Below are 16,509 nucleotides of genomic sequence, written 5' to 3'. Positions count from 1 at the left end.
GGCAGACCGCGGCCCGCCGCTGCCCTGCCCCTACGCCGCCAGCGCCGCGTCCACCGCCTGTGCCAGCCGCCCGACGATCTGGTCGACATCGTCTTTCGTTACGATGAAGGGCGGTGCCAGCAGCACATGATCGCCGCGCACCCCGTCAATGGTCCCTCCCATCGGGTAGACCATAAGCCCCCGCGCCATCGCTTCGGTCTTGATCCGCGCGTGCAGTTTGCGCGCGGGGTCGAAGGGCGCTTTCGTGTCACGATCAGCCACCAGTTCGATCGCCTGAAACAGCCCGCGCCCGCGAATATCGCCCACATGCGCGTGCTGGCCAAAGGCCGCTTGCAATTGGTCGCGCAGATGCGCGCCCATGGCCTGCACATTGCCCAACAGATTGTCGCGCGCAATGACCTTTTGCACCGCCAAAGCCGCCGCCGCCGCCATCGGGTGGCCCATATAGGTATGCCCGTGCTGGAAAAACCCGGTCCCCTTGGCAAAGGCCTGATAGATGCGGTCGCTGAGCAGCGTCGCCCCCACCGGCTGATAGCCGCCGCCCAAGCCCTTGGCGATGGTCAGAAGGTCAGGCACCACGCCATCCTGTTCGCAGGCATAGAGGCTGCCGGTGCGCCCCATGCCGCACATGACTTCATCAAGGATCAGCAAAACGCCGTACTTGTCGCAAATCGCGCGGATCTGCTTGAAATAATCGCCCACCGACGGGACCGCGCCCGCCGTCGCACCCACCACGGGTTCGGCGATAAAGGCACAGACCGTGTCGGGGCCAAGCTCCAGTATCTTCGCTTCCAGCTCGCCCGCCGCGCGGGTGGCATAAGCGGCATCGGTTTCGCCCGCCTGCTGTTCGCGATAGGCGAAACAGGGCGCGATGTGATGCGCGTCCATCAGAAGCGGTTTGAACTGCGCGCGCCGCCATTCGTTGCCGCCCGCCGCCAGTGCACCCAACGTGTTGCCGTGATAGCTTTGGCGGCGCGCGATGATGTGGCGGCGCTGGGGCTGGCCGGTTTCGGTGAAATACTGGCGCGCCATCTTCAGCGCCGCCTCGACCGCCTCGGACCCGCCTGACACGAGGTAGACGTGGTCCAGCCCCTCGGGCGCATCGGCCACAAGCCGGTCGGCCAGTTCCTCTGCCACATCGGTGGTGAAAAAGCCGGTATGCGCATAGGCCAGCTTGTCGAGTTGTTCATGCAGTGCCGCCAGAACATCCGGGTGCCCATGCCCAAGGCAGGACACCGCCGCGCCGCCAGAGGCGTCGATATAGGTGCGCCCCTCTGTGTCGGTAAAGCGGATCCCCTGCGCGGAACGGGCCACGCGCGGGGCGGAATGGATGGAGCGGTGCAGAAGATGGGTCATGGCGCGGCCTTTTGGATGCTGGCCCCGGCATACCCCATGCGCCGCCCATGGATCAATGAAAACCGGCTAGAGCGCGGTGCCAGAGGCCGGGAAAAGCTCGTCCCGTGCGGTGTAATCCTGCCCATTGGCCAACAGGCACATGCGCCCGTCGGGCAGGCTGACGGTGATGGTCCACGCGCCCGCCTCAGAGGCGAAGGTTTCCATGATCGACTGGCCCGCATGGCCCACCGCGCGACGGGTTTGTTCCGCCTTGGCCAGCATGTCCAAAACCTTGGCGCGGGCGGCGCAGGGCATGGTCTGCGCCTGGGCGGTGCTGGCGCAGACGGCGAAACAAAGGGCAAGGAAAAGACGCATATCGGTGCTCCGTCACAGGATGACCCCACGTCGCACAGCCTGCCCGACAGGTGCAAAAGCTTGGTTAATGTGGCGCACGCGCCATGTTTGCGCACAAAAGTATACCGATTTGCCGCATTGCAGCATATTACCCCTTGCCATTTCTTTGCGAAACTGGTGGAACCGGCGCAAGATTCTTGCTTTCGGAGGTCACGATGGACACCCGCCCCTTCCGGTCCGTGCTGTATATTCCCGGCTCGAAAGAACGCGCGTTGCACAAGGCAACCGACCTGCCCACCGATGCGATCATCTTCGATCTGGAAGATGCCGTCGCCATCGACGAAAAACCCCGCGCGCGCAAGCTGCTGGCAGAGACGCTTCAAACGCTGGATTATGGCAACCGCGCGAAGCTGGTGCGCATCAACGCGCTGAGCAGCGAATGGGGTGCGGATGATCTGGACGTGATCGCCGCCGCCCGCCCCGAGGCGATCCTGCTGCCCAAGGTCGATTGTGCCGCTCATATCGAGGATCTGGCCCGCCGTCTGGATGCCCGCCCCGAGACCGCCGAGACCCGCATCTGGGCCATGATGGAATCGCCCCTTGGCATTCTGAACGCGCTGGAAATTGCCGGCGCGCCGCGCATGGCAGGCTTTATCATGGGCACCAACGATCTGGCCAAGGACATGGGCCTGCGCTACCGCGCCGACCGGATGCCGCTCTTGGCCAGTCTGCAAATGGGGGTTCTGGCCGCCAAAGCGCGCGGGCTGGTCGTGGTCGATGGGGTCTATAACGCGTTCCGCGACGGCGCGGGCCTGAAGGCCGAATGCGAGCAGGGCCGCGACATGGGCTTTGACGGCAAAAGCCTGATCCACCCTGCGCAGCTGGAAATCGCCAACCGCATCTTCGCGCCCTCGTCAGACGAGATCGACACCGCGCGCCGCCAGATCGAAGCCTATAACGCCGCCACCGCGCGCGGCGAGGGCGTGGCGGTTCTGGATGGAAAGATCGTCGAGAATCTGCACATAGTCACCGCGAAACAAATCCTGGCGAAGGCGGAAGCCCTCGCCTCTTGAGGGGAGTGAGCGATATGGGCACCTTGGTGCTGATCCTGGGCGTGGCGCTGTGGTGGGCAGCGCATCTGTTCAAACGCGTGATGCCCGAAAAGCGGGCGGCAATGGGCGATCAGGGGCGGCTGGCCGCGACGGGCGCGATCGTACTGTCGGTTATTCTGATGGTCATCGGCTATAAATGGGCCGATCCAATCTGGCTGTGGACGCGGCCAAGCTGGATGATCCACCTGAACAACCTGTTGGTATTCATCGCCTTTTACATGTTCGCCGTGTCGGGGATGAAAACCAACCTCGCTCGCAAGATCCGCCATCCGCAGCTGACCGGGTTCAAGGCATGGGCGACGGCGCATTTGCTGGTTGTGGGCAGCGTTCAAGGCGTGATCCTGTTTGGCGGTCTGCTGGCATGGGCGGTGGTGTCGGTTATCGTCATCAACCGCGCGAACCGCGACTGGACCCGCCCGCCCGAAGCGCCCATGTGGCGCGAAGGCGTGGCGCTGGTGTCTGCCGTGTTCCTGATGCTGGTTGTTGGCATCATCCATGGCTGGCTTGGCCCATGGCCCTTTGGCGGGGGTGCGTGATGCTGGCTTACCGCTTGCTGACGGCAGAGGACACATCGGCCTTTTGCCACAAGGTGACAGAGGCGCTGAGCAAGGGCTGGGTGCTGCATGGCAGCCCCGCCTATGCCGCGGACCCCGCCACGGGCGTGATGCGCTGCGCGCAGGCCGTGGTCAAAGAGGTGGATGCAACCTATTCGCCCGAGGTGAAGCTCGGCAGTCTCTGAGCTAAGAGGGGCTGCCGCCCCATCGGGGGCAAGCGGCCCTGCCTCCCCCGCACGTATTTTCGGCAAGATGAAGAAAAGGCCCCAAGCGTATGACTACACTTCCCAAAACCACCAAGGGCCGCTTCTTCGAAGACTACCGCATTGGCGACGAGATTGCCCATGCCGTGCCGCGCACCGTGTCGGGCGGCGAGCGCGCGCTCTACCACGCGCTTTACCCGTCGCGGGGCGCACTTTATTCGTCGGATGAATTCGCGCGCGCCTGCGGCCTGCCCGAAAGCCCGGTCGATGACCTGATGGCGTTTCACATCGTATTTGGCAAATCCGTGCCCGATATCAGCGTGAACGCGGTGGCGAATCTGGGCTATGCCCAAGGCCGCTTCCTGCGCCCCGTCTACCCCGGCGACACGTTGCGTGCGCAGTCGAAGGTGATCGGGCTGAAGCAGAACTCGAACGGCAAATCCGGTGTGGTCTATGTGCGCACCACCGGCATGAACCAGCGCGACGAATTGGTCATCGACTATGTGCGCTGGGTGATGGTCCGCAAGGGCAATCTGGACGCCCCCGCGCCCGAGACGGTGCTGCCAGAGCTGGCCGATGCCGTCAGCGCCGCCGATCTGGTGGTGCCCGAGGGGCTGCGCTTCGACGGCTATGATTGCGCGCTCGCCGGTGCCCCGCACCGTTGGGGCGATTATGCCGTGGGCGAGCAGATCGACCATGTCGATGGCATGACCATGGAAGAGGCCGAGCATATGCTGGCCACGCGGCTGTGGCAAAACACGTCGAAAGTGCATTTCGACCGCACGCAGCGGGTGGATGGCAAGCTTTTGGCCTATGGCGGGCATGTGATCTCGGTAGCGCGCGCGCTGTCCTTCAACGGGCTTGCCAATGCGCAGATGATCGTTGCGATCAACGCGGGCAGCCATGCGAACCCCTGTTTCGCGGGCGACACGATCCGCGCTTGGTCCGAAGTTCTGGACCGCGCCGAAACCGCGACCCCCGGCGTGGGCGCGCTGCGGCTGCGCACCGTGGCCACCAAGGGCGACCCGTTCGTGCTGCGTGGGGCCGAGGGCAAATACCACCGCGATGTGCTGCTGGATTTCGACTATTGGGTGCTGATGCCGATGTGAATGCGCCGGGCCAAGCCCGAATCATGCTAAGCTTTCCCCCGATCAGCTGCACGAGGAGAGAGCAAATGCGGTGTCACGTGGTCAGTGCGATGGTTCTGTTGCTTGTGCCAACGCTGGCACATGGGCAATCTGTTCTGAGTTGCGGGGCAAGTGAGCGCCCGTCATCCTTGATGGAGACGTTGAAAGGTGAATTCCGCGACGGGAATTTCCGCGCCTTCCTGGAGAAATCCGGTCGCTACCTGGCTGGCGAGGTGGCGAATTACGACAGTTATTTCGCGCGTATGGACGAGATTTTCCCAAACGGGTTTGACCTGTGTCAAACCGTTCTCGTCCGCCAAGAGGAGCCCGGCTTTCGTCAGGAAATCGTGCTTTACGAAGCCGACGCGATCAGCGGTCCGATATCGTTGTTTCTGACCTCGGTGGTCGTGAATGGCCGAGAGGAACTGCTGTATTTCAACTTCAATTCAAGCGCGACCGCCATTCTTGAACAGTTGCGCTGACGCGCGGGCGGCCAGATCGTGATCACATATCTGCGGATTTGTGATCTCAAGCTGGCAATTTGCGATCACAAAGGCCATCCAGCCGGGTTTTTTTAGCGGAAACAGCGTGGTTTTTGCGCGCAACCCCGCGCGCGACGCGTGACATTCGTGTGAAATTCGGTATGCACAGGGGCAAGAGCCGGGTCGCTTGCGACCAAGCCACATGAGAGAGGAGCCAGCCATGGCCGATGTGAACCGGGGCAATCGCCCGCTTTCCCCGCATCTTCAAGTCTACAAGCTGCCGCTGGCGGCGATCACCTCCATCCTGAACCGCATCACCGGCGTGGGCATGACGCTGGCCTCGGTGCTGATCGTGTGGTGGTTCGCGGCGGGGGCCTTCAGCGCGGGCTATTTCGATTTCGTCGATGGGTTGCTGACCTCGATCCTTGGCGAATTGGTGCTGATCGGATCGCTGGCGGCGCTGTGGTATCACATGCTCAATTCCATCCGCCACCTGATCTGGGACACGGGCCGCATGATGGATGTCGCGACCGTGGAAAAGACCAGCTACCTTGTGTTCGGCGGCACCGCCGTGCTGACCGTTCTGACCATTCTGGCCGTGTAAAAGGGGGATACCATGAGCTTCAAATCCGACTATTCCCGCGCGCATGGCCACGGCGCCGCCGGTGAAGGCCTGCACCATTGGTGGAGCCAGCGCGTCACCTCGATCGCGCTTATCCCGCTGACGCTGCTGTTCATCTTCCCGTTCGGGCGCACGCTGGGCGGCGGGCATGAAGCGTTCGTCGCCACCTATTCGAACCTGTGGCACGCGCTTGTGGCGGTGCTGTTCATCATCGCGGCCTTCGCGCATCTGCAACAGGGTTTGCAGACCGTGATCGAGGACTACGTTCCCAACAAGGCGCAGCGCACCGCCGCGCTGCTGGTCAACATGCTGCTGTGCTGGGCGCTTGGCGCGGCTGGCGTTCTGTCGGTTGCCACCGTCCTGTTCAGCGCCTGAGGAAGAAAGATGTCTGCATATAAGATCGAAGAACATACCTATGACGTGGTCGTGGTGGGCGCGGGCGGCGCGGGGTTGCGCGCAACGCTTGGCATGGCCGAGCAGGGGCTGAAAACCGCCTGCGTGACCAAGGTTTTCCCGACCCGCTCGCATACCGTGGCCGCTCAGGGCGGCATTGCTGCAAGCCTTGGCAATATGGGCCCCGATAGCTGGCAGTGGCACATGTATGACACGGTCAAGGGCTCTGACTGGCTGGGCGACACGGACGCGATGGAATACCTTGCCCGCGAAGCGCCCAAGGCGGTGTATGAGCTGGAACATTACGGCGTGCCGTTTTCGCGCACCGAGGACGGCAAGATCTACCAGCGCCCGTTTGGCGGCCACACCACCGAATTCGGCGAAGGCCCGCCCGTGCAGCGCACCTGTGCCGCCGCCGACCGCACCGGCCATGCCATGCTGCACACGCTTTATGGTCAGTCGGTGAAGCAAAAGGCAGAGTTCTTCATCGAGTATTTCGCAACCGACCTTATCATGTCCGAAGATGGCCAATGCCAGGGCGTGATGGCGTGGAAGCTGGATGACGGCACGCTGCATGTGTTCAACGCCAAGATGGTCGTTCTGGCCACGGGCGGCTACGGGCGCGCCTATTTCAGCGCAACATCCGCGCATACCTGCACCGGTGACGGCAACGGCATGGTCGCGCGCGCGGGCCTGCCGCTGCAAGACATGGAATTCGTGCAGTTCCACCCCACCGGCATTTTCGGCGCGGGCTGCCTGATTACCGAAGGCGCGCGCGGCGAAGGCGGCTATCTGACGAATTCCGAGGGCGAGCGCTTCATGGAACGCTACGCGCCGACCTACAAGGATCTGGCAAGCCGCGATGTGGTGTCGCGCTGCATGACCATTGAAATCCGCGAAGGGCGCGGGGTTGGGCCGAACAAGGACCATATCCACCTGAACCTGTCGCACCTGCCGAAAGAGGCGCTGCATCTGCGTCTGCCCGGCATTTCCGAATCCGCCCGCGTCTTTGCCGGTGTGGACGTGACCAAGGAACCCATCCCGGTGCTGCCGACCGTGCATTACAACATGGGCGGCATTCCCACGAATTACTGGGGCGAGGTGCTGAATGCCGATGCCGAGAACCCCGACCGCATCGCGCCCGGCCTGATGGCGGTGGGCGAAGCGGCCTGTGCAAGCGTGCACGGCGCGAACCGCCTGGGGTCGAACAGCCTGATCGACCTTGTGGTCTTTGGCCGTGCCGCCGCGATCCGCGCGGGGCAGATCGTGAACCCAAAAACCCCGAACCCCGAGCTGAACAAGGCCAGTGTCGAGCGCGCTCTGGACCGCTTCGACCGGTTCCGCAACTTCAACGGCGGCACACCCACGGCAGAGCTGCGGCTGGAGATGCAAAAGACCATGCAGGCCGATGCCGCCGTCTTCCGCACCGACAAGACGCTGGCCGAAGGGGTCGAGAAGATGAAGGTCGTCGCCTCGAAGATGGACGATCTGAAAGTGACCGACCGCTCGCTCATCTGGAACACCGACCTGATGGAAACGCTGGAGCTGGACAACCTGATGCCCTGCGCCATGGCAACCATCGTCGGCGCAGAGGCGCGCAAGGAAAGCCGCGGTGCCCATGCACACGAGGACTATCCCGACCGCGACGACGAGAACTGGCGCAAGCACACGCTGGCATGGGTGAATGGCGACAAGGTGGCGCTGGATTACCGCCCCGTCCACCTGAACCCGCTGACCGGCCATAACGAAGGCGGGATCGACCTGAAGAAGATCGCGCCGAAAGCGCGGGTCTATTGATCCGCGCGGCGCTTCTTGCGGCGCCCTTGGCGCTGTCGGCCTGCGCGGGTGTGCAGGACCAGCTTGCGCGCGACGCGGCCAAGCGCAGCGTCAACCCCGTGCTGGCCGAGCGCTTTCCCGGCGTGCCGCTGGAACCCGCAAGCGACTGCGTGATCGACAATGCCAGCGCGGGCGAAATCACCCGCCTGGCGCTGGCCGCAGCCCAGCCGACAGTCAGCCCGGAAACCAGCGCGCTGGTGGTCGAGATCGCCACGCGGCCCGAAACGATTAGATGTCTAGCCACGGACGGGCTTGCCCCGTTCCTGATGTAAGGAGGCAATCCATGGTCCAACTGACCCTGCCGAAGAACAGCCAGATGCGCACCGGCAAAACCTGGCCCAAGCCCGAAACCGGCGGCACGCTGCGCAAGTTCCAGATCTATCGCTGGTCGCCCGAAGATGGCGAGAACCCGCGCGTCGACACCTATTTCGTGGACCTTGACGATTGCGGGCCGATGGTGCTGGACGCGCTGATCTATATCAAGACCAAGATCGACCCGACGCTGACCTTCCGCCGGTCCTGCCGCGAAGGTATTTGCGGGTCTTGCGCGATGAATATCGACGGGCAGAACCGTCTGGCTTGTATCTTCGGCATGGACGAGGTGAAGGGCGATGTGAAAATCTACCCCCTGCCCCATATGCCGGTCATCAAGGACCTGATCCCGGACCTGACGCATTTCTACGCGCAGCACGCCAGCATCAAGCCGTGGCTGGAAACCAAGTCGAACACGCCCGCGAAAGAGTGGAAACAGTCGATCGAGGACCGCGAGAAGCTGGACGGGCTTTATGAATGCGTGATGTGCGCCTGCTGTTCCACATCCTGCCCCAGCTATTGGTGGAATGGCGACCGCTACCTTGGGCCGGCCGCGCTGCTGCACGCCTATCGCTGGCTGATCGATTCCCGCGACGAGGCCACGGGCGAGCGTCTGGACGACCTGCACGATCCGTTCAAGCTCTACCGGTGCCACACGATCATGAACTGCGCCAAGACCTGCCCCAAGGGTCTGAACCCGGCCAAGGCGATTGCCGAGATCAAGAAGATGATGGTCGAGCGCGTTCTCTGACCGCTGAAAAGGGGGGCGCTCGCGCCCCCCTCTGGGCCTGATCGGCCCATTCACCCCCCTGAGGATATTTGGGCAAGGATGAAATGGCACGGGTTCGTGCTATACCTGCCTTATGGACGACAAAGCCCCTATCGACGTGATCGTGTTGCGCGGCCTGTTGGCGATGGCCCTTGCCGGGCTGGCATTGGTCGGCATCGGCATGGCGATGACGGACAGCACCCGCGTCTTGCGCACCATGCCGCCGCCCGATTATGCGCTGGGTCTGTCAGAGGATGGGACGAGCTTCCACTTCTCGGGCCTTGTCGATTTCGGGCTGACGCGGGATTTGCGCGCCTTGGCTGCGGCGCATCCGCAGGTGAAGCGTTTGGTGCTGGACAGCCATGGCGGCTATATCGCAGAGGCGCGCGGCGCGGTCACGGTGTTGCAGGCCGAAGGGATTGCCACCCATGTCGAGGGGCATTGCGCCTCTGCCTGCGCGTTGATCTTCGCGGGCGGGGCCGCGCGGTCGCTGGCACCAGAGGCGCGGATCGGGCTGCATGGCTATGCGCTGCGCCCCGGCAACATGTATTTCGGCATGATCGACCCGCGTGCAGAGATGGCGCGCGACATGGCGATCTACCGCGCGCAAAAAGTGGCCGAGCCCTTCGTGCGCAAATTGTCAATCCTGCCGCAAGCGCCGATGTGGTATCCGGCCCATGAGGAACTGCGCGCGGCGGGGTTCGTGACCATTCCTTAGCGTTTGGGCAACTCGGCCAGCACCGCCTGCGCCGCCGCGCGGGGGTCATCCGCGCGCCAGATCGGGCGGCCCACCACGATGTGATCGGCCCCGTCCGCAAGCGCCTGCGCGGGTGTGGCGATGCGTTTCTGGTCATCGCTCGCGCTGCCAGCGGGCCGCACGCCGGGGGTGACGATCAGCCGCCCAGCCGCATTGGGCAAGGCCCGGATGGCGGCGGCTTCCTGCGGGCTGGCGATGACCCCATGCGCGCCCGCGTCGAATGCCGCGCTGGCGCGGGCGAGCACGATCTCTGGCACCGCGCCGGGGCGGATCTGGGCGGCATCCAGATCGCTGCGGTCGGACGAGGTCAGCACCGTGACGGCGAGGATTTTCAGGTCCGTCCCCGCAGCGCCCGCGCGCGCCGCCGCGACCACGGATGGATCGCCATGCACGGTCAGGAAATCGAGATCATAAGCCGCAATCCCCCGCACGGCATTTTCCACGGTCGCGGGGATGTCGAAGAACTTCATATCAAGGAAGATGCGCTTGCCATGTTCCTGTTTCAGCTCGTTGGCCAGCGCCAACCCGCCCCCGGTTAACATGCCAAGGCCGATCTTGTAGAACGAGACCGCGTCGCCCAAGCGCGCGGCCACTTCCAGCCCCGCTACGGCATTGGGCACGTCAAGGGCAACGATCAGGCGGTCATCGGACATGGGGGCGCTCCGGGTTCGGGGGAAATGCTGGCCCTGCGCTACCCCACCGGCACCGGCATGGCAAGCCTAGCGCAAGAGCCCGTCCAGCGCATCTTGCAGCATCGCGTCCAGCAGCGGCTGGCTGAGATAGCCCGTCACCGGCAGGTCGAACTGCGCTTGCGCGGCGGAAATGGCGCGGCGGCTGTCCTGGTCCAAGTTGCCATCGACCGGGCCGGGCGCATGACCGAGCGATTGAAGCCGCCGCTCCACCAGCAGGCGCACCGCCAAGGGCAGGTTCAGCCGCGCCTCTTCGGCCTCTGCCGCGCCGGGGTCGGGCGGGGTCAGAGGCGGCACTTCCGGAACAGGGGCGACCGGGGCCATGGCGTTTAGACGCTGTCGAGCGAGGGATGCGAATTCGCCTTCGGGAAAATCAGCCAGATAGCGCCGATAAGCGCGCACCGTGTCAGCAGCTTGAGCGCGCGCCCATGCGTCGCGATCGGCTTGCGCGCGGGCCTCGGCCTCTATCTGCGCCAGACGCTCGCGGGCGAGGCTGGCGAAGATGCCGTTCGGGTAGCGCTCGAGATAGGCGCGCAGCCCCGCCTCGTCACGGCCTGCGCCAGTGCCTTCCCAAAAGGCGCGGTCGGCGCGTTCTTCGGCCAATCGGCGTTCGCGTTCCTCGGCTTCCAGCTCTGCGGCGCGGCGCGCGGCTTGGCCCGCCAGTTGGAAAATCTGGTCGCGGGTCAGATAGCCGGTCTGGTCGAACTGGTAGCGGTCTTGCCACGCGGCAATGGCGCCACGCGTGCCCGGCCCGAACAAGCCGTCGATACCGCGCGTGTCATAGCCCAGCGTGGTCAGGTCGCGCTGGATGGCGCGGCGTTCGTCGCGGCTCAGCGCCAGATCGGCCTCTATGCGTTCGGGCGCGTTGCGCAGCGCCTCTATCCGGTCGCGCGCGGCCTGTGCGTTCAACCCGTTGGGATATTGGCCCAGATAGGCGCGATAAGCCTCTTCGGTGTCGGTGGCGCGGGCGTCTTCCCATGCCTCGCGGTCGGCGCGGGCGATGGGCGCGAAACCCTCGGGCAGGAAGGGCACCAAGGTGGGAACGGTGCCTTCGGCGCGCAGCGCGCGATTGGCGGCGAGGGCTTCGGACAGGGTCGTGCCCGGCTGCAAGACGACATCCAGCCCCGAGATGACCGCCCCGCCTTCGCCGCGCAGGACCGCCACACCGCGCGGCACCGCCAGACGGTCGGGCAGGCCCGCACGCAGGCCCGCGCCAAGGCTGCCGTCCAGATCATCGGCATCGGGGACGACCAGCCACAGATGCGCGGCATCGCGGGCTTGGGCCGCGATTTCCATGATCGTATCCAGCCGCAGCCCCGCGCCATCGGCCGTGGCAAGGCTTGGCACATCGGCATCGCTGGCCAGAACCCACGCGCCGCTGTCAGAGCTTGCGAACCAACCAGAGGCCAGCACGATCAGCCGCGCGATCTGCCCTTCGGCCAGTTGCGCCTGCACGGCTGCCAGTTCGGCGCGCAGATCGCCCATGGGCAGATCGCGCGCGACGATCACGTCAAAGCCGCGCCGGGTCAGCAGCCCTTGCGCCTGATCCAGAAGCGCCCGGTCGGTCAATTCCGGCAGGTTGCGGTAGTCGCGCGATTCCAGCAGCAGGGCCACGTTTTCGGCCCGCAAGGGCAGCGCAGCAAGGCCGAACAGAACCGCCAGAACCAGTTTGCGCATGGTGCCCCTCCGGATTGCAAGCAACATGGGGCAAGAGTAACGGGCGGGCGGCACGCGCGCAATCGTGCCATGCGCCGAACCCCGCGCGTGGGCGATCACATCGGCGGGTTCGCGCTATTCCCATTCCATCTGTTCAAAGGCGGTCTGGGCGTTGCGGCCTGCAAGGCTGTCGAACTCGACCAGATAGGACCATGCCGACTGGTCAATGCCGGGCGCATCAAGGATCGTGCCGCCCTCGTCCAGAAGCGCCCCGATCCGGGTGCGCAGGTTGACAAGGTAGTCATAGGTTTCCGCGCGGGCCTTAGGCAGATCCGTAGCCGGGCCGTGACCGGGCACGATATGGGCGGGCTCATATGCGGCCATCGCATCGAACGCGGCGATCCAGCTTTTGACATTGGATTGCGCGCCATTGCCCAAGATACGGTCGACATAGACAATATCACCGGTGAACATCGTATCGGCGCTTTCCAGCCAGACAAAACTGTCGCCCGGAGTATGCGCCTGCCCCCGGTGCAGGATGTGCAGGGTTTGGCCGCCCAGCTCCAGCGCGTAATCGCTGGCGAATGTGATGTCGGCATAGCTCGGCTCGGTGCCCTCCAGCCCGTCTGCCCCGATCAGTTGCGACAGCCCCGTCAGCTGCATGGACCCGCGCGCTGCCTGATCCGCCACCGCCGCGTCAGAGGCGATGACGGTTGCCCCCTGCGCCTGCCAATAGCCATTGCCCAGCCAGCGATGGTCCTGCCCGCCCGTGTTGATGACATGGGTCACGGGCGTGTCGGTGATCTGGCGGATGGCGTCATGCAGCATCGCGGCCCCCTTCCACGAACCGCCGGGGTCCATCAGCACCGCGCCCGCCTCTGTCACGACCAGCCCGAACGTGGCGTTATTGCCAAGGTTTTCGGGGTTGCGCTGTTCCAGCGGGCCGACGATGGCCCAGACATTCTCGGTCACGGGCTGGATGGTCAGCACATCGGCCAAAGCGGGCAACGGCAAGGCCAACATGGCGGCGCAGATGAGGGCGGCGGGTTTCATGGCAGATCTCCTCGGGCACGGCACCGCGGCGGGATGCCACGAATTCAGCGATGCGCATATGTTTGTTTATGCTGCGCCCTGCGTGTCGCGCAAGGCAAACTCCAGCCAGATGCCATCGCGGGCGCGCACGGTCATATGCGCTTGCGGCACCGGCACGCGGGCGGGGTCGGCGCGCAGGCGCCACTGCGCCAGAATGCGCGCCAGCATCAGCACGCCTTCGGCCATGGCAAAGCCCGCGCCGGGACAGACGCGCGGGCCTGCTGAAAACGGGATATAGCCGTCGCGGGCCCGCGCGCGGCTCTCGTCCTCTTGCCAGCGTTCGGGGCGAAATGCGTGCGGATCGGGCCAGATGGTTTCGTTGCGCCCCATATGCCACGGGCTGACGATGACCTGCGCGCCGGGGGCGATGGGGCGGTTGCGGAAGCTTTCCGGCTTGGCCGCCTCGCGCACCATCATCGGCACGGGCGGGTAAAGGCGCAGCGCCTCGCGGAACGTGTCGCGGATCAGGGGGAATTGCCGCAAGATACCGAAGTCCGGCGCGGGGCCGTCCAGATGGGGGGCGAGCGCCTGCGCCTCTGCCGCGAGCCTGTCCTGCCAGTCGGGATGGGTTGCGATCAGATAAAGCGCCCAAGCCAGCGCCGAGGCGCTGGTCTCATGCCCTGCCAAAAAGAAGATCGCCACCTGATCGACCATTTCATCCGTCTCGAACACCGCGCCGGTGTCGGGGTCGCTTGTGGTCATGATCTTGGTGGCCAGATCGTCTGGCGCGGTGCCTGCGGCGATGGCAACCGCACGCGCCTCTGTCATACCGGTGATGAGCGCGCGGATGCGTTTGGCGGTCAGGCGGGCCGCGCGCGGCATGGGGCGCGGCACCCAGCGCGGCAAGGGCACGATCGCGGCCAAGTTCAGGATGGGGGCGGCACGCTGATGGGCGCGGAAGCTTTGATAGACCTCGGACGCGGTCGCGTCCTCTATGGGCACGGAAAAGAGCGTGCGGAAGATGACATCGGCGGCGGCGTGGCTGGTCAGCGCCTCGACCTCTGCCCAGCCTTGGGTCAGGCGCGCGGCCATGGCTTGGGTCGCGTCCCACATGGCTGGAAACGTGTCGCGCAGGCGGCCCCCTTCGAACGCCGGGTCGATCATGCGGCGCTGGCGCGCCCATGTCGCGCCATTGGTGACAAAGACAGACTTGCCCAAGAGCGGGCGCAACCCCTCGGCCACGCGGCCCGATTTCGGGAAATCGCCCGCCCGCTCTTGCAGCACCAGCCGCACCAAATCGGGCGTGTTGACCATGACAGAGTGCAGGAAGGGCAGCCGCATCTCGGCCATCTTGGCGCGGTAGAGTTTCGCAGGCTGCGCCGACAGAATATCGCGCCGGAACATCAGCACATGCCGCCAAAACGCCACCCGGTCGGCGCGGTGATCGGGCATGGGCGGGCGTGTCACGCAGCCCCCGGCAAGTAGCAGGCGCGCGAAACGCTGGCAGAGGGTTTGCGGCCCGCGAACCGTTCGGCCAAGGAAACCGGCCCCGCCGTGATCTGGAAATAATCGTAATCCTTCGGCGCATCGAAAGCGCAAAGGTATTGAAAATGCAGCCGGAAATAGCGGCGCTTGAACTTGGCATAGGTTTCTGGCCGCAGGCTTTGGGTGAAGGCCGCCGAAATCACCAGCGGCCATTTCTGCCCCTCGCTGCCCGCGCCAGAGCAGGCCACCGGGTCGCAGAGCGCATAGCAACAGCCGTCGCCCGGCGCGGTCACATCCAGCCAGAACAGCTTGTCGGATTGCGAAAGCGCCGCCAGATCGGCGCGCAAGCCCTGCGCTTGCGGCAGGTAGGATTGCATCGGCACCGCATGGCCCAAGGACAAGAAAGCCAGTTTTCCCGCAGCCACATCCCCCGCCACCACGCGCGCCAGAACCGACACGCCCAGATGAACGCCAGAGGAATGGCCGACGACCAGCACCTCGTCCAGATCGGGATCGGCGAGGGCCGCGCGAATGAGGGCGGCGAATTCGTCCAGACGCGCCTCCAGCTCTGGCGGGTTGCGGCCCTTGTGCTTGGCGGTAAAGGCGAAATCCAGCAGCAGGTAATGCACGAAGAACTTGCCGTCTATGCGGCGAAACCCTTCCAATATGGGCCAGACCACGCCAAGGCCCAGAGGATAGGCCAGCCATCCGGGCAAGACGAAAGACAGCCCCCAGCCAAGCGCCAAGGCCGCCAAACAAGCGACCAAAAGCTGGCCCAGCAGCATGACCACCGGATACATGGCCGCGATCCCCGGCCCCGCGCGCAACCGAAACAGCCGAAACAGCGCCCCGGTCGAGATATAGATCCACGCCGTGCGCAGTAGCAGCGCATAGGTGGCCCATATCCCCGCCGCCATTGACGAACGCACGATGTCCGACCATTCGAGGATCTGGATGCGGCTCTCGGCGGCGCTGCCCTCCATCTCGGCGCTGACCACCCAGCCATAGGGGCCATCGCCCTTGAACGGCCTTTGGCGCAGCTTGTAGCCGGAAATAGCCGCTTGGGCGGCCCCTTCGGTGCGGTAAAGCTCGCGGTAGCGGCGCGGCGGGAAAGGGTCATAGCCGGGGATGTAGAACACCTGCCGCCGAAACGGCTGCCCCGCCCCGGCCATCACGCGGCCCCGATCTCTGCCGGGTCGCGCAGCCGCACACAGCGCGCGGGCACGCCCAGCATGACCGCACCGGGCGGCACATCGCGCGTGACAACCGCATTCGCCCCGATGATCGCGCCGCGCCCGATGACGATATCGCCAAGGATGACGGCACCCGCGCCCACATCGACATGATCCTCGAGCACGGGGCGGGCAGCGATGTCGTCATCGCGCGGAATGCCAAGGGTGGTGTTCTGGCGCAGGACCACGTCATTGCCGATCGTGCGCGCGACCAGCACCATGCCGCCGAAATGCTCCAGCCGGACGCGGCGGCCGACCTCCACGGTATAGGGCAGCTCTATCCCGCCCATCCATTGGCACAGCTTGAACATGAAGCGGTAGATCGCCGTCAGCACCATGCGCGCGGGCTTGAAGCGGATCGACATGCGCCAATTGCCGAAACGGTGCCAGAACAGGCACCAGAAGCCTTGGGCCAGCCAGTCGCCGCGATGCGTGGCCAGATCTTCGGCCACAAGCGACCAGAACCCGATACCGGCGGGGTTCATGTTCCGGCTGCCATCGGGCAAGGGCGCCGCCTTGGCGCGTGTCGAATTTGCAGCTTGGCCGTCCAACACCACTC

The 16,509-nt window shown here is 64.9% G+C and carries 19 protein-coding genes; 11 read left to right on the top strand and 8 right to left on the bottom strand.

Going from position 1 to position 16,509, the window contains the following annotated elements; genetic code table 11:
- Positions 1 to 30: 30 nt before the first annotated feature.
- Both J1C52_RS02515 and J1C52_RS02510 read right to left on the bottom strand, forming a co-directional pair.
- Positions 31 to 1,356 (bottom strand): aspartate aminotransferase family protein, encoded by a 1,326-nt coding sequence (locus tag J1C52_RS02515; RefSeq protein WP_227426354.1) that lies wholly within the window; start codon positions 1,354 to 1,356, stop codon positions 31 to 33.
- Positions 1,357 to 1,422: 66 nt separating this feature from the next.
- On the bottom strand, positions 1,423 to 1,710 hold the full coding sequence (locus J1C52_RS02510; RefSeq protein ID WP_227426353.1) for a hypothetical protein: 288 nt from the start codon (positions 1,708 to 1,710) through the stop codon (positions 1,423 to 1,425).
- Between the two features lie 194 nt (positions 1,711 to 1,904).
- Between J1C52_RS02510 and J1C52_RS02505 the strand changes: the two genes are divergently transcribed.
- The 11 genes from J1C52_RS02505 (at position 1,905) to J1C52_RS02455 (ending at position 9,817) form a co-directional block, all read left to right on the top strand.
- The gene (locus J1C52_RS02505) at positions 1,905 to 2,762 is read left to right on the top strand and encodes an HpcH/HpaI aldolase/citrate lyase family protein (protein WP_227426352.1); all 858 of its coding nucleotides are present in this window, start codon (positions 1,905 to 1,907) and stop codon (positions 2,760 to 2,762) included.
- A gap of 14 nt (positions 2,763 to 2,776) precedes the next feature.
- Positions 2,777 to 3,337, top strand: coding sequence for an NnrU family protein (locus J1C52_RS02500; protein ID WP_227426660.1), 561 nt, complete (start codon positions 2,777 to 2,779; stop codon positions 3,335 to 3,337).
- Positions 3,337 to 3,540, top strand: a complete 204-nt coding sequence (locus J1C52_RS02495) for a DUF1737 domain-containing protein (protein WP_227426351.1) — start codon at positions 3,337 to 3,339, stop codon at positions 3,538 to 3,540. The genes J1C52_RS02500 and J1C52_RS02495 overlap by 1 nt, the downstream gene beginning before the upstream one ends.
- Before the next feature lie 89 nt (positions 3,541 to 3,629).
- On the top strand, positions 3,630 to 4,667 hold the full coding sequence (locus tag J1C52_RS02490; protein WP_227426350.1) for a MaoC family dehydratase: 1,038 nt from the start codon (positions 3,630 to 3,632) through the stop codon (positions 4,665 to 4,667).
- 170 nt (positions 4,668 to 4,837) lie between these two features.
- On the top strand, positions 4,838 to 5,167 hold the full coding sequence (locus tag J1C52_RS02485; RefSeq protein ID WP_227426349.1) for a hypothetical protein: 330 nt from the start codon (positions 4,838 to 4,840) through the stop codon (positions 5,165 to 5,167).
- 220 nt (positions 5,168 to 5,387) lie between these two features.
- Positions 5,388 to 5,771 (top strand): succinate dehydrogenase, cytochrome b556 subunit, encoded by a 384-nt coding sequence (gene sdhC / locus J1C52_RS02480; RefSeq protein WP_227426348.1) that lies wholly within the window; start codon positions 5,388 to 5,390, stop codon positions 5,769 to 5,771.
- Between the two features lie 12 nt (positions 5,772 to 5,783).
- Positions 5,784 to 6,164, top strand: coding sequence for a succinate dehydrogenase, hydrophobic membrane anchor protein (sdhD, locus tag J1C52_RS02475; protein ID WP_227426347.1), 381 nt, complete (start codon positions 5,784 to 5,786; stop codon positions 6,162 to 6,164).
- 9 nt (positions 6,165 to 6,173) lie between these two features.
- Positions 6,174 to 7,979, top strand: coding sequence for a succinate dehydrogenase flavoprotein subunit (gene sdhA / locus J1C52_RS02470; RefSeq protein WP_227426346.1), 1,806 nt, complete (start codon positions 6,174 to 6,176; stop codon positions 7,977 to 7,979).
- Complete coding sequence (locus J1C52_RS02465; protein WP_227426345.1) at positions 7,976 to 8,290, top strand: succinate dehydrogenase; 315 nt, start codon at positions 7,976 to 7,978, stop codon at positions 8,288 to 8,290. Before sdhA ends, J1C52_RS02465 begins: the two co-directional genes overlap by 4 nt.
- Before the next feature lie 11 nt (positions 8,291 to 8,301).
- Positions 8,302 to 9,081 carry a succinate dehydrogenase iron-sulfur subunit gene (locus tag J1C52_RS02460; RefSeq protein ID WP_227426344.1) on the top strand — a complete coding sequence of 260 codons (780 nt, stop codon included), beginning with the start codon at positions 8,302 to 8,304 and terminating at the stop codon, positions 9,079 to 9,081.
- Between the two features lie 112 nt (positions 9,082 to 9,193).
- On the top strand, positions 9,194 to 9,817 hold the full coding sequence (locus J1C52_RS02455; protein ID WP_227426343.1) for a hypothetical protein: 624 nt from the start codon (positions 9,194 to 9,196) through the stop codon (positions 9,815 to 9,817).
- On the opposite strand, the gene pyrF is transcribed toward J1C52_RS02455, so the two are convergent.
- The 6 genes from pyrF to J1C52_RS02425 form a co-directional block, all read right to left on the bottom strand.
- On the bottom strand, positions 9,814 to 10,509 hold the full coding sequence (pyrF, locus tag J1C52_RS02450) for an orotidine-5'-phosphate decarboxylase (protein ID WP_227426342.1): 696 nt from the start codon (positions 10,507 to 10,509) through the stop codon (positions 9,814 to 9,816). The two genes, J1C52_RS02455 and pyrF, sit on opposite strands and share 4 nt — an antisense overlap.
- A 66-nt stretch (positions 10,510 to 10,575) precedes the next feature.
- Positions 10,576 to 12,222, bottom strand: coding sequence for a peptidoglycan-binding domain-containing protein (locus J1C52_RS02445; RefSeq protein WP_227426341.1), 1,647 nt, complete (start codon positions 12,220 to 12,222; stop codon positions 10,576 to 10,578).
- A gap of 114 nt (positions 12,223 to 12,336) precedes the next feature.
- Positions 12,337 to 13,254: an MBL fold metallo-hydrolase gene (locus J1C52_RS02440; RefSeq protein WP_227426340.1), complete on the bottom strand. Its 918-nt coding sequence runs from the start codon at positions 13,252 to 13,254 to the stop codon at positions 12,337 to 12,339.
- Between the two features lie 66 nt (positions 13,255 to 13,320).
- Positions 13,321 to 14,700 carry a cytochrome P450 gene (locus tag J1C52_RS02435; protein WP_227426339.1) on the bottom strand — a complete coding sequence of 460 codons (1,380 nt, stop codon included), beginning with the start codon at positions 14,698 to 14,700 and terminating at the stop codon, positions 13,321 to 13,323.
- The gene (locus J1C52_RS02430) at positions 14,697 to 15,890 is read right to left on the bottom strand and encodes a hypothetical protein (RefSeq protein WP_227426338.1); all 1,194 of its coding nucleotides are present in this window, start codon (positions 15,888 to 15,890) and stop codon (positions 14,697 to 14,699) included. Before J1C52_RS02430 ends, J1C52_RS02435 begins: the two co-directional genes overlap by 4 nt.
- On the bottom strand, positions 15,890 to 16,456 hold the full coding sequence (locus J1C52_RS02425; protein WP_227426337.1) for a serine O-acetyltransferase: 567 nt from the start codon (positions 16,454 to 16,456) through the stop codon (positions 15,890 to 15,892). The genes J1C52_RS02430 and J1C52_RS02425 overlap by 1 nt, the downstream gene beginning before the upstream one ends.
- Positions 16,457 to 16,509 lie beyond the last annotated feature (53 nt).

The sequence above is a fragment of the Roseibaca sp. Y0-43 genome (assembly GCF_020667835.1).
Taxonomy (GTDB): domain Bacteria; phylum Pseudomonadota; class Alphaproteobacteria; order Rhodobacterales; family Rhodobacteraceae; genus Roseinatronobacter.
The sequence above is the reverse complement of the archived record's forward strand: the minus strand, read 5'-3'. Positions and strand labels throughout refer to the sequence as shown.

Coding starts and splice junctions, on each gene's coding strand:
- J1C52_RS02440 (WP_227426340.1), bottom strand. CDS start 13,254: ATGAAACCCGCCGCCCTCATCTGCGCCGCCATGTTGGCCTTGCCGTTG.
- J1C52_RS02460 (WP_227426344.1), top strand. CDS start 8,302: ATGGTCCAACTGACCCTGCCGAAGAACAGCCAGATGCGCACCGGCAAA.
- J1C52_RS02505 (WP_227426352.1), top strand. CDS start 1,905: ATGGACACCCGCCCCTTCCGGTCCGTGCTGTATATTCCCGGCTCGAAA.
- J1C52_RS02515 (WP_227426354.1), bottom strand. CDS start 1,356: ATGACCCATCTTCTGCACCGCTCCATCCATTCCGCCCCGCGCGTGGCC.
- pyrF (WP_227426342.1), bottom strand. CDS start 10,509: ATGTCCGATGACCGCCTGATCGTTGCCCTTGACGTGCCCAATGCCGTA.
- J1C52_RS02490 (WP_227426350.1), top strand. CDS start 3,630: ATGACTACACTTCCCAAAACCACCAAGGGCCGCTTCTTCGAAGACTAC.
- J1C52_RS02445 (WP_227426341.1), bottom strand. CDS start 12,222: ATGCGCAAACTGGTTCTGGCGGTTCTGTTCGGCCTTGCTGCGCTGCCC.
- J1C52_RS02510 (WP_227426353.1), bottom strand. CDS start 1,710: ATGCGTCTTTTCCTTGCCCTTTGTTTCGCCGTCTGCGCCAGCACCGCC.
- J1C52_RS02495 (WP_227426351.1), top strand. CDS start 3,337: ATGCTGGCTTACCGCTTGCTGACGGCAGAGGACACATCGGCCTTTTGC.
- sdhD (WP_227426347.1), top strand. CDS start 5,784: ATGAGCTTCAAATCCGACTATTCCCGCGCGCATGGCCACGGCGCCGCC.
- J1C52_RS02485 (WP_227426349.1), top strand. CDS start 4,838: ATGGAGACGTTGAAAGGTGAATTCCGCGACGGGAATTTCCGCGCCTTC.
- J1C52_RS02455 (WP_227426343.1), top strand. CDS start 9,194: ATGGACGACAAAGCCCCTATCGACGTGATCGTGTTGCGCGGCCTGTTG.
- J1C52_RS02500 (WP_227426660.1), top strand. CDS start 2,777: ATGGGCACCTTGGTGCTGATCCTGGGCGTGGCGCTGTGGTGGGCAGCG.
- sdhC (WP_227426348.1), top strand. CDS start 5,388: ATGGCCGATGTGAACCGGGGCAATCGCCCGCTTTCCCCGCATCTTCAA.
- J1C52_RS02430 (WP_227426338.1), bottom strand. CDS start 15,890: ATGGCCGGGGCGGGGCAGCCGTTTCGGCGGCAGGTGTTCTACATCCCC.
- sdhA (WP_227426346.1), top strand. CDS start 6,174: ATGTCTGCATATAAGATCGAAGAACATACCTATGACGTGGTCGTGGTG.